The following is a 10,565-nucleotide window of genomic DNA, read 5'->3' as shown; positions in this document are numbered from 1 at the left end:
GCAGCCACCGGGGTGTGCAGAACACGACCCGGAAGCGGGCCGGTGAGGGGAAAGAGAGCCGGACAAAGAGCCGAACGGTGTACTCACCTAGTGACTCGGCCAAGGTGTCGATGCCGCTCGGTGGGCACCGCGATCCTCTTTACTTTGCGGCGGTGTTTTTGCGGAATGCCTCGCCCATTTGTCGTACGGCGCGTTTGAGGATGGGCGTCGGCATGGCCAGGTTGAAGCGAAGATAACCCGCACCGTTGTCCCCGAACCCGGCACCGTCTGAACAAGCGACTTCAGCATTTTCGAGAAAGAACTCAGCCGGGTGGTTGCCGAGGTCGAGACTCCGACAGTCGAGCCACGCGAGGTAGGTACCTTCAGGGGCGTGATACCGGACCTCGGGAAGGTGCTCGGCAAGCAGGACAGCCAACTGTTGTCGGTTGTGATCCAGATAAGTGATCACCTCGTCCAGCCAGGGTTTACCCTCGCTGTAGGCGGCAGTCGTCGCCAGGACACCCAGATATCCGACGCCGTGTTCGGCCATGAAGCTCGCCGATGACCAGGTGTGCTGATCAGTACTGTTGCTGAAGATGATCTGTGCGCATTTGAGACCCGACATGTTCCAGGCTTTGGTGGCGGAAGCCACTGTCACCGTGTGTTTGGCGGCTGCTGGTGAGACCGAGGCGTAGGGGACGTGGCGGCTACTCGAGAAGACCAGCGGTGCATGGATTTCATCGGAACAGACTCGTGCACCGTGTTTTTCCACGATCTCGGATAACTCGAGCATCTCGGCCCGTGAGTAGACCTTCCCGATCGGGTTGTGGGGGTTGCAGAAGATCAGGAGGCCCCCGCCCGCGGCGAACGCGGCATCGATTCCCTCCAAGTCGAGCTTCCACTCGTCGGCACCGAAAGTCATGGGGACCTGGATGATGCGGCGATTCAGGCTCGCTGGGATCTTCAGGAACGGCATGTGGGCCGGAGTCGGAAGGACAATCGCCGACCCGGGTGCCGAGTAGTGGGTGATGGCGAGGACGATGCCGGCCAGCACATCCGGGATGGGACGAATATCAGTGGCGGGAACAGTCCAGCCGTAGACGCTCTCGAGCCAGGCCGAGCAGGCACGTGTCATGTCGTCCACGGCGGTCACCGGGGCGTATCCGAGGGCGGCGGATCCCACCGGCTCCTGAAGCGCTGCCTGGACCTCCGGGGCCGTACCGAAATCCATCTCTGCGATGAAGGCGCCGATCGCGTCCGGGTACGTAGTCCACTTCCTGCTTCCAGCGCCTCGTAGTTTGGTCTCCGTCAGACCATCGAAGTAGTCCGCGTGATTCATCTGGGTCCCTCGCTGGTTCGTGGATATCGGCGTAGCTGTGGTTCCCAAGATACACATAAAAGTACGTACATTTAGTGCTGGGAGGACATAGTCAGCACCTTCTTTTTTCGCGCCCTGGTCCGAAAGGGAGCTACAAGCGGTGGTGGACGCCTTTTGTGGGGGTCACGTCGGCAGCTTCGTCGCGGAGGCCTTGTTCAAGGATCCCGCGGGCAGCCAGTGCGTCCCCGGTCTGATGGGCGAAGGCGACGGCCGAAACCACGACCGGGCCCGCCAGCGCAATAGGATTCCGGCCCAGGCCCCGGGCTCGCGCCGCGTCGGACACATCGGCGATGCACCCCAGTACGGCGGGGATGCTGCGCAGCATGAGGCCTACCGCCAGGGCCACCAGCTCCGGGTTGACCCCCACCTTGCGCAGCGGGGAACACGCCCAGGCCATACCATCGATCAGATCGGATTGGTCGGTGGTCAGCAACAGGAGGCGAGCCAGTTGCAGCGCCGCGAACATGCCTCCGACGACCATGAACGCGGTCCACGGGCCGTTCATCCACCATTGGTAGGCCGCGAGCAGGGCGAAGATCCACCACAGCAGCCGCAGTGGGGACGCCCAGGCGGCGAGGACCCGTGCTCCGGCGACCGCATACAGCAGCAGGCCCACCACCAGCAGGGCGGCCGCCGTGGTGGGGGAGCGGAGGAAGACGACGGCGGTTCCTGCCGCGACCAGCACCAGGTACTTCAACCACAGCGGGGCCCGGTGGACCATCGAGGTTCCGGGGATTCGCAGGCCCAGCAAGAGGGCCTGGCCGCGCATCAGGAACCTTCCCTCGACGCGGAAAGCGCCAGCTGTCGGTAGTGCTCGATGGCCTCGCAGGGTGTTCCATCGTGCACGATGTGGCCGCCCTCGACGACCAGGACCCGATCGGCACGGGCGGCGAAGTCCAGGTCATGGGTGGCGTAGATGATCTGCTGATCGAGGGCGAACAGGGTGTCCTGCAGCAGGATGTTGTTGCGTAGATCCAGCAGGGTCGTCGGCTCGTCGGCGACCAGGATGTCCTGTCCCGCAGCCAGCACGCTGGTCAAGGCGACGAGCTGGCGTTCGCCGCCCGAGAGGTCATGGACGCTACGGTCGGCCAGGTGGGCCAGGTCCATGGAATCCAGATGATCCATGGCGACCTGACGACGTCGTACCTTGTTCTTGAGGGTGGGCTTCAGGGACAGTTCCACGTCCTCGCGAACCAGCGGCATGACCAGCTGGGAGAGCGGGTCGCTGAACAGGAAGGCAACGCGTCGGCGCACCGCCGCGACGTCCCGGGCCACATCCTTCCCGTCGACCACGACACGGCCCGTCGACGGGCGGGCCAGCCCGTTGATGAGCCGGAGGAGAGTCGATTTGCCGGATCCGTTGGCGCCGATCACCGCCACTCGGGACTCGCGTAGGTCCAAGCTCACCGGGGCGAGGATGACGGTGTCGTCATCGCTGCCATCGGGGTTCGGGACGCTGAGGCCTGCGGCGTGGAAACTGATCACTTCAATAGCCTAGGCATCGAATTCGCGCCGGGCCATGCGGGGGAACGCCTTGAAGACCATGACGGCCACCAGGGCCGCGATGATGTTCTTGATGATGTCTCCCGGCCAGTACGCCAGGTCGACGACGACTGCCTGCGCCCAGGGGATCTGCCCGTTGATGCTCATTCCGAGGATGCCCAACGGGTGGGTCATCAGGATGGACCCCGCCATCGCGGCGGCGAAGAGCCAGGGCATGCCGGCCGTCCGCTTGCGGCGCAGGATGAACGTGGCCAGGGAGCCGGCCACCAGCGCCGCCAGGGGGAAGGCAAGCAGGTAGCCGGCCGTCGGGCCGGCCAGGACGCCGAGTCCGCCGGTGAATTTCGCGAATACGGGAACACCGGCCAGGCCGACCACCACATAAAGCAGGACACTGACCGAACCGCGGAGGCCGCCGAGGCAGAGGGCCACCAGCGACACCGCCAGGGTCTGCAAGGTGATCGGAACGCCCAAGGGGCCGACCGGGATGGCCGGGACGAGGGTCAGGGCGGCCATCAAGGCGGCGAAGACCGAGATCAAACCCAGGTCACGGGCGCCCCATCTGCTGCGGCGGGCGGACAGCCGAGGGGCGTCGAGATACGAATTCGTCATGCTGCACATAATACTTGATCACTGTTCAAGCCGGTATTTTGGGGTGAGATGGCACTCGTGGGGTGGATCGGCCTTAGGCGGTCATCGCTCGCACGCGTACACTGGAAAGGTTGCGTGACAGCGCATCACATTCCATTTGAGAGGTTCCCATTGATTTCCGTTGCCGACCTTGAGCTCCGTGCCGGCGCTCGACTCCTGATGGAGGGTGTCAACTTCCGCATCGATCAGGGAGACAAGATCGGCTTGGTCGGACGCAACGGCGCCGGCAAGACGACGATGACCCGCGTCCTGGCGGGCGAAGCGGAGCCCACCGGAGGAACGGTGACGCGGAACGGATCCATCGGATACCTTCCGCAGGATCCCCGGACGCCGAACATGGGACAACTGGCCCGCGACCGGATCCTTTCGGCCCGCGGCATGGATGAGATCGTGACCAAGCTGCGCAAGTGCACGGACGAGATGGGCAGCGAGGACGAATCCATCCGCACCAAGGCGATGAACCGGTACGACCGGTTGGACGCAGAGTTCATTTCGCGCGGTGGCTACGCCGCCGAAGCGGAAGCCTCGGCGATCTGCAACAACCTCGCCTTGCCCGAACGGCTCCTCGACCAGACGCTGGACACGCTCTCCGGCGGTCAGCGCCGACGCGTCGAACTGGCACGGATCCTCTACGCCGACGCCCAGACGCTCCTGCTCGACGAACCCACCAACCACCTTGACGCCGACTCGGTGGCCTGGCTGCGCGAGTTCCTGCGCAACCACCAGGGCGGGCTGATGGTCATCTCCCACGACACCGACCTGCTTGAATCGACCGTCAACAAGGTCATCCATCTCGATGCCAACCGCGCGACGATGGACCTCTACAACCTCGGGTGGAAGCGGTACCTCGAGCAGCGGGAAACGGATGAGCGTTCCCGCAAGCGCGAGCGTGCCAGCACCGAGAAGAAGGCCGGCGCCCTGCTGGCCCAGGCCAATAAGATGAAGGCCAGGGCCTCCGGCGCCTCCGCGGCGCAAAGCATGCTCAAGCGCGTGGATCGCCTCATGGGCGGCCTGGAGGAAGCCCGGGCCCAGGAAAAGGTGGCCGCGTTGCGGTTCCCGGAACCGGATCCCTGCGGCAAGACCCCCATGATGGCCAAGAACCTGAGCAAGTCCTACGGCTCCCTGGAGATCTTCATGGACGTGGATCTTGCCATCGACCGCGGCTCCAAGGTGGTCATCCTGGGCTTGAACGGTGCCGGCAAGACGACCCTGCTGCGCATGCTGGCCGGGGTTGCCGAGCCCGATACCGGCGAAGTCATTCCCGGCCACGGACTCAAGGTGGGGTACTACGCCCAGGAGCACGACACCCTCGACGTGGAACGCACGGTGCTGGAAAACATGCGCTCCTCCGCGCCGGATAAGCTCGGCGACGCTGAAGTACGCGGTATCCTCGGCTCCTTCATGTTCAGCGGAGACGACGTCAACAAGCCGGCAGGGGTCCTCTCCGGCGGCGAGAAGACGCGTCTGGCACTGGCCACGATCGTTGCTTCCAGCGCCAACGTGCTGCTCCTCGACGAACCGACCAACAACCTGGACCCGGCCAGCCGCGCCGAGATCCTCAATGCGTTGAGCAACTACAGCGGCGCCGTCGTCATGGTCAGCCACGATGAGGGTGCCGTGGCCGCCCTGAACCCGGAACGGGTGGTCCTCTTGCCCGATGGCGACGAGGACCTGTGGAACGAAGGCTATCTGGACCTGGTCACCCTGGCCTGAGTCACCTTGGCCTCAAGGCCTGCAAGCCCCGCCGGTGAATCCGGCGGGGCTGCTTCCTTTTAAGACCGGCGCGCCCGGCTCACTAGCGTCGGGCCTGGTCCTCGAAGCGGTCGAGGTAGGCGTCCTCGAGCTCTTCGTCGGTGGGCACGTTGCCCTTCCTGCGGGTGGGGCGTTGACGGGGTGCGCGGTAGGCGGAATGGATGACTTCGGTGCCCGCCGCGGCGGCCTCTGCCGCCTCCTGTGCATCCTCGCGATTGAGCCGGGCCTGCTGCCGGGCCGCGTATCCCAAGCCGATGAAGGACAGGACCCCGAAGGCGAACCACTGCAGCGAATAGGACAGGTGGTTGCCCTCATCGATCGAGGGCCGTTCCAAGGCGGTGGGGGTCGTCGCCGGGGCCGGTTGCTCCCGGGCGATCACCCCGTAGGCGCCCGTCGCGATGGGATAGCCCAGATCCTCTTCCAGGGCGGGAAGCTCGACCGAGGCCACCTGCCCTTCGGGGGCCGAGCGGCGGACCGCCGGCTCACCGACCTTCATGCGGGCCGTGATCTGAACCTGGCCCTCCGGCGGGGCAGGGACGCTGTCGGGCCTGCCGGCGGAGTCGTCCCCGATGGGCAGCCAGCCGCGATCGATGACGACCCGGGTTCCTTCATCGGTTTCGAAGGGAACCAGGACCTCATAGCCGGGTTGTCCGTTGGTGGTGCGGTTGCGCACGATGCGCGTATCCCCGGGGAGGTAGCTGCCCTTCATCGTGACCGGGGTCCAGGCCCGGTCCGCCGGAAGCGTGTCGAAGTAGGGGAGCGCCTGCCGGAAATCCAGGGGAGCGGCGTCGTAATTGGCCTTGACCAGGTCGTTGGCGGCCCGGGCTTCATCGAGCCGGTTCATCTGCCATTTGCCCAGCCCCACGCAGGCCGCCGCAAAGACGCAGACCAGCAGCAGCCAGCCAAGCCAGCGGGTGCTGGCCAGGAATCGGTACACGGATTCACCCCTCCTGGGCGTCGGCGGGGAGCGGCTGTGATTCCTTGAAGAGACCGCGTTCCGTGAGGTAGGTGGTCAGCCATCCGCGGTGGTCGTCACAGGCCAACCAGATCTTCCGGCGCTCCGGGGTATGGATCCTGGGGTTGTTCCAGAGCAGTTGCCACTGGGCGGACTGCCGGCATCCCTTGCGCGAGCACTTCGGCACCGCGGGGCCCTCAACGCCTGAGAGTTGGTCGAAAATGCTCATCCGTGCTCCCTTTCGCTTCCTGGCCGGTGGCGGTGGCCGTGATGGTGATGGACCCGTTCTTCCTGCTGTGGTTCCTCCGCCTCGTCGGGGACGTACCAGTGCCCCGAGAGCAGGTCGGGTTCGGCGTCGTCCTGCGGGCTGGTCGAGCCGGAAGCCGGGTCGAAGGGTCCGGTGGTGGTCCCTTCGCTGCCTTCCGTCGGGTCATCAGTGTTCGACTCGTCCTTCGCCGTGGGGTCCTGCGGGGCCTCGTCCTTCGTGCCGTCGGCTGCGGCGCCGGCGAGCATGGCGGGCTCCGTCGGACCGCCGTCGTAGTAGTTGGTCTCCGTACGTTTGGCCAGATCGGCACCGCTGGCGTTGGCCACGACCACCGCGAAGTAGGGCAGGATCACCGCCAGGATGAGCATGACCACCTGGATCCACCCATGGACGAAAAAGGCAGCGATGAAGCAGGCCATGCGCACGGACATCGAAATCGTGTATTTGACGGTGCGCGAATGCATGTCCGCCGAACGTGACTCATCGGCGTCGGTGATCCGCTGCGGGTGGCCGGCGGGGACAGGCTGGTTCAAAGGATACGAATGCTGGCTCATGTCTCTTCCATGGTGTTCCCCTCCATTGTGTCACCGTCGCGACGATCCGCCGAACCCTCCACGGCTAGAATGGTGCGGAACCGTTGACGTACCGACTTGGAGGACCCATGACCGAAACCGCCCAGCCCGCCCCGCGCAGCGTATTGATCACCGGTGGCAACCGGGGTATCGGCCTGGCCATTGCCCGGGCATTCGAAGCGAACGGCGATCAGGTGGCCATCACCTATCGCAGCGGCGAGGTCCCCGAAGGTCTGCTGGGGGTGAAGGCGGATGTGACCGACTATGCGTCCATCGACGCGGCGTTCACCGAGGTCGAACAGGCCCACGGTCCCGTCGAGGTCCTGGTGGCCAACGCCGGGATGACCAAGGACATGCTGTTGTTGCGCATGAACGAGGACGACTTCAGCTCGGTGGTCGACACCAACCTCACCGGCGCCTTCCGGGTCATCAAACGGGCCTCGAAGGGAATGATCAAGCTGCGCAGGGGCCGTGTCGTGCTGATCTCCTCCGTGGTGGGCCTGCTGGGCTCTCCCGGTCAGATCAACTACGCGGCGTCGAAGGCGGGGCTGGTGGGCATGGCCCGGTCGTTGACCCGTGAGCTGGGGTCCCGGGGCATCACCGCCAACGTGGTGGCCCCGGGGTTCGTCAACACCGACATGACCGCCGCACTGCCCGAAGACACGCAGAAGGAGTACCTCTCGGGCATCCCCGCGGGACGGTTCGCCGAGCCCACCGAGGTGGCAGGAGTCGTCCGCTGGCTGGCCAGTGACGAGGCCGCCTACATTTCCGGCGCCGTCATTCCGGTCGACGGCGGTCTGGGCATGGGGCACTAGGCCCACCTGCCGTTCGTCTTTGGAGCATTCCCACAACGGCACGACGCCGGATGGGCTGGCAAGATGGAGGAAAGTGCCCGCGACAGCGGGCTCCCTTGCCGCATCCGCGCCATGGCCGCGTGAACCCCAACTAGGAGAATCCATGTCAGAACTCAACGGAAAAACAGCCATTGTCACCGGGTCCTCCCGGGGCATCGGCGCAGAAGTGGCGAAGAACCTCGCAGCGGGGGGTGCCTCCGTCGTGGTGAACTACCGGCAGAAGGCTCCCCGTGCCCATAAGATCGTCCAGGGCATCACCGATGCCGGGGGCCGGGCCGTGGCCGTCGGTGCGGACCTGACCGCCGAGGGGGGCGCCCAGTCACTGGTGGATGCGGCGCAAGAGAACTTCGGGTCCCTCGATGTGCTGGTGCTCAACGCCTCCGGCGGCATGGAAGCCGATCTCGGCGAGGACTATGCCCTGCGACTGAACCGCGACGCCCAGGTCGACATGCTGCGCACCGCGGCCGCCGTCATGCCCGCCGGTTCGCGTGTGGTGTTCGTCACCAGCCACCAGGCCCACTTCATCGACCAGACGGCGACGCTGGATGCCTACGAGCCCGTGGCCCGTTCCAAGCGCGCCGGGGAGCTGGCCCTGCGTGAGGAGATCCCGGCGCTGGAGGCCAAGGGCATCTCGTTGGTGGTGGTCTCCGGGGACATGATCGAAGGGACCGTCACCGCCACGCTGCTGGACCGGGCCCAGCCAGGGGCCATCGAGGAGCGCCGGCAGGCTGCCGGCAAACTGCTCACCGTCCAGGAGTTCGGGGTCGAGGTCGCCGCGATGGCCACGGCCGACGTCCCCACCGGACATACCGAATACGCTGGGGGAGCAGGACACTTCCTGGACTAGAACACACCGGCAGTACACGGAGCATCAAAGGCGGCGGCTCCACCCTCCCACGGGTGGAGCCGCCGCCTTTGGCGTCGGTGCGGGGGTTAGGGCTTCTTCCCGCAGACGACCTTGTTCCAGGGCTGATACGTCCAGTGCAGGCTGTCCTTGAGCGTCTCCGAGCCCGCCGTCCGGGTGCGGTGCACATCGACCGAGAACCCCTTCTGGCCACCGGACTCCGCGACACACTTCTCGGCGTCGTTGTAGGTGGTCTTGGGGTTGGTCTTGTTGTAGTGCCCCGAGGTCTTGGAGGTGACCTTGTACTTCTTGGTCCCCCAGAGACGGGTCTTCACATGGCTGTCGGTCACCCAGGCCTGGATCATCACGGCGTGGCCGGTGTTGTTCTTCCAGGCCATGTCGATCTGGCCTTCCCACAGGGTGGATTCACGCCCGGCGGGGTAGCGGTCGAACCAGCGGCTATGCGGCCGGTGGGTGACATCGTCCATGCCCCCGAGCCATCCCACGTTGAACAACTGGGTGGAGATCTGCGACAGACCACCGCCGATGGCTTCGGTGGTGAAGCCGTCTTCCACCACGCCGGACTTGAAGTAGCCGTTCGCCTCCGTGATGGGGGCCAGCGCCTTGGTCAGCGAGAAGGTGTCGCCGGGCATGACCAGCATGCCGTTGAGCTTCGAGGCCCCGGCGCGCAGGTTCTTGGTCCGGACCGTGTCAAAGGTGGGGTACGGCGTGGAGAACTCGACGATCACCTCCTTCACACCCAGCTTCTTCGCCTTCGCGGTCGTCAGTTCCGGCTTGGTGACGGCGACGTCGATCTTCGCGGTCCGTGAATCGGTGGTCGCGGCGGTGAGGATCTTCTCGGTGAGGTTCTTCGTCTCGACGCCATGGCCCTTGACCGCGGGGATGATCTTCGGCTTCCCGTCCTTCAGGACGATGCGGGCGTCCTTGGCCGTCGACGCCATCTTGGGATTGGCCTTGAGCAGACGGTCGGCGAGCTGCTGGTTGTCCAACGACATCTTCACCGCGCCGTCAGAGACCTTGAAGGACGCCGCCTGGGCCAGCTCGGCCGGCTTCAAGGTGGCCTTCAGGTCATCGGCGGCCACGGTCACGTTCCCGGCGACCAGGGGCTTGGCCTGCTCATCGCGGACCTTCTCGAACGCCGAGGCGGGGGTCTTGGGCTCCACCGTGGTGGTGGCCACCTCGATGGGTTCGCTCGCGCCGAACCAGGAATTGCCGATGGCGTCGCCGGCCTGGTCCGCGTCGACCTTCTCGCCTTCGGACGGGGCGTCGTACTGGACCTTGGAGTCCTTGAAGGCAATCTTGCCTTCGGTGGCCTTGGTGTCCAGCTTGGGACGCAGATCCTCGATGGCGGCGTGCAAGGCGTCGTCGTCCTGGGTCAGGACCGGCTTGATGGCCGAACCGCCGGTCAGGCGTTGAAAGAGGACCATGGGGTTCAGGGTGTACCCGGTCCGGCCCTGCAGGGTGGCCTCGATGTCCAGGCCCAGGCCGGATTCGTCGGGGGTCAGCGGCGCGGACTGTTCCCCGGCGGCGATCGTGACCGGTTCGGAAGCCAGCGGGTCCAGGTCCCGGTGCAGTCGGGCGGCGGCGTCGGAACTGCTCAGACCGCCGATCTCGACCCCGTGGACCGTGGTCCCGTTGGGGATCTGGTCGCCGAGCAGCGACGCCCCGCCTGCGTAGGCGCCCGCCAACAGGATGATGGCGCCACCGCCGATCAGCCAGCCCTTTTTCTTCTTGCTCGTGTCTTTTTTGTCCCGCATGATTGCCCGCGAATGCTCCATGTTCATCGACGCCGTG

The 10,565-nt window shown here is 65.6% G+C and carries 11 protein-coding genes; 3 read left to right on the top strand and 8 right to left on the bottom strand.

Annotated elements, in window-relative coordinates:
• Positions 1-139: 139 nt before the first annotated feature.
• From ACT3S2_RS06645 to ACT3S2_RS06630, 4 genes are all read right to left on the bottom strand, one after another.
• A complete protein-coding gene (locus ACT3S2_RS06645) occupies positions 140-1,318 on the bottom strand; it encodes a MalY/PatB family protein (RefSeq protein WP_444561445.1) in 1,179 nt (392 codons plus the stop codon).
• 130 nt (positions 1,319-1,448) lie between these two features.
• Positions 1,449-2,126 (bottom strand): CbiQ family ECF transporter T component, encoded by a 678-nt coding sequence (locus ACT3S2_RS06640; RefSeq protein ID WP_444561444.1) that lies wholly within the window; start codon positions 2,124-2,126, stop codon positions 1,449-1,451.
• Entirely contained in the window at positions 2,126-2,848 is a 723-nt protein-coding gene (locus tag ACT3S2_RS06635) for an energy-coupling factor ABC transporter ATP-binding protein (protein ID WP_444561447.1), read from the bottom strand. Before ACT3S2_RS06635 ends, ACT3S2_RS06640 begins: the two co-directional genes overlap by 1 nt.
• Before the next feature lie 3 nt (positions 2,849-2,851).
• A complete protein-coding gene (locus tag ACT3S2_RS06630) occupies positions 2,852-3,469 on the bottom strand; it encodes a biotin transporter BioY (protein ID WP_444561443.1) in 618 nt (205 codons plus the stop codon).
• Between the two features lie 150 nt (positions 3,470-3,619).
• On the opposite strand from ACT3S2_RS06630, the gene ACT3S2_RS06625 reads away from it, so the two are divergent.
• Entirely contained in the window at positions 3,620-5,221 is a 1,602-nt protein-coding gene (locus tag ACT3S2_RS06625) for an ABC-F family ATP-binding cassette domain-containing protein (protein WP_444554701.1), read from the top strand.
• A gap of 82 nt (positions 5,222-5,303) precedes the next feature.
• Here the strand turns inward: ACT3S2_RS06625 and ACT3S2_RS06620 are convergent, their stop codons facing one another.
• From ACT3S2_RS06620 to ACT3S2_RS06610, 3 genes are read right to left on the bottom strand one after another with little or no spacing between them, the layout of a single operon-like run.
• A complete protein-coding gene (locus ACT3S2_RS06620; protein WP_444561442.1) occupies positions 5,304-6,197 on the bottom strand; it encodes an SURF1 family cytochrome oxidase biogenesis protein in 894 nt (297 codons plus the stop codon).
• 4 nt (positions 6,198-6,201) lie between these two features.
• Complete coding sequence (locus tag ACT3S2_RS06615) at positions 6,202-6,444, bottom strand: hypothetical protein (protein ID WP_444554699.1); 243 nt, start codon at positions 6,442-6,444, stop codon at positions 6,202-6,204.
• Positions 6,441-7,034 carry a DUF3099 domain-containing protein gene (locus ACT3S2_RS06610; RefSeq protein ID WP_444561441.1) on the bottom strand — a complete coding sequence of 198 codons (594 nt, stop codon included), beginning with the start codon at positions 7,032-7,034 and terminating at the stop codon, positions 6,441-6,443. The genes ACT3S2_RS06615 and ACT3S2_RS06610 overlap by 4 nt, the downstream gene beginning before the upstream one ends.
• Before the next feature lie 107 nt (positions 7,035-7,141).
• Here ACT3S2_RS06610 and ACT3S2_RS06605 point away from each other — a divergent pair, with 107 nt between their 5' ends.
• Positions 7,142-7,867 carry a beta-ketoacyl-ACP reductase gene (locus ACT3S2_RS06605; RefSeq protein ID WP_444561440.1) on the top strand — a complete coding sequence of 242 codons (726 nt, stop codon included), beginning with the start codon at positions 7,142-7,144 and terminating at the stop codon, positions 7,865-7,867.
• Between the two features lie 142 nt (positions 7,868-8,009).
• A complete protein-coding gene (locus ACT3S2_RS06600; protein WP_444554696.1) occupies positions 8,010-8,753 on the top strand; it encodes an SDR family oxidoreductase in 744 nt (247 codons plus the stop codon).
• Between the two features lie 86 nt (positions 8,754-8,839).
• Here the strand turns inward: ACT3S2_RS06600 and ACT3S2_RS06595 are convergent, their stop codons facing one another.
• Positions 8,840-10,528 (bottom strand): VanW family protein, encoded by a 1,689-nt coding sequence (locus tag ACT3S2_RS06595; protein ID WP_444561439.1) that lies wholly within the window; start codon positions 10,526-10,528, stop codon positions 8,840-8,842.
• Positions 10,529-10,565 lie beyond the last annotated feature (37 nt).

This window comes from Arthrobacter sp. AOP36-A1-22 (assembly GCF_052377615.1).
In the GTDB taxonomy this organism is placed as follows: Bacteria; Actinomycetota; Actinomycetes; order Actinomycetales; family Micrococcaceae; genus Arthrobacter_H.
The sequence above is the reverse complement of the archived record's forward strand: the minus strand, read 5'-3'. Positions and strand labels throughout refer to the sequence as shown.

What these genes read in the sequence shown, in the direction of transcription:
- ACT3S2_RS06640 (WP_444561444.1), bottom strand. Translation starts at nt 2,126, where the DNA reads ATGCGCGGCCAGGCCCTCTTGCTGGGCCTGCGAATCCCCGGAACCTCG.
- ACT3S2_RS06610 (WP_444561441.1), bottom strand. Translation starts at nt 7,034, where the DNA reads ATGAGCCAGCATTCGTATCCTTTGAACCAGCCTGTCCCCGCCGGCCAC.
- ACT3S2_RS06595 (WP_444561439.1), bottom strand. Translation starts at nt 10,528, where the DNA reads ATGCGGGACAAAAAAGACACGAGCAAGAAGAAAAAGGGCTGGCTGATC.
- ACT3S2_RS06645 (WP_444561445.1), bottom strand. Translation starts at nt 1,318, where the DNA reads ATGAATCACGCGGACTACTTCGATGGTCTGACGGAGACCAAACTACGA.
- ACT3S2_RS06605 (WP_444561440.1), top strand. Translation starts at nt 7,142, where the DNA reads ATGACCGAAACCGCCCAGCCCGCCCCGCGCAGCGTATTGATCACCGGT.
- ACT3S2_RS06630 (WP_444561443.1), bottom strand. Translation starts at nt 3,469, where the DNA reads ATGACGAATTCGTATCTCGACGCCCCTCGGCTGTCCGCCCGCCGCAGC.
- ACT3S2_RS06615 (WP_444554699.1), bottom strand. Translation starts at nt 6,444, where the DNA reads ATGAGCATTTTCGACCAACTCTCAGGCGTTGAGGGCCCCGCGGTGCCG.
- ACT3S2_RS06600 (WP_444554696.1), top strand. Translation starts at nt 8,010, where the DNA reads ATGTCAGAACTCAACGGAAAAACAGCCATTGTCACCGGGTCCTCCCGG.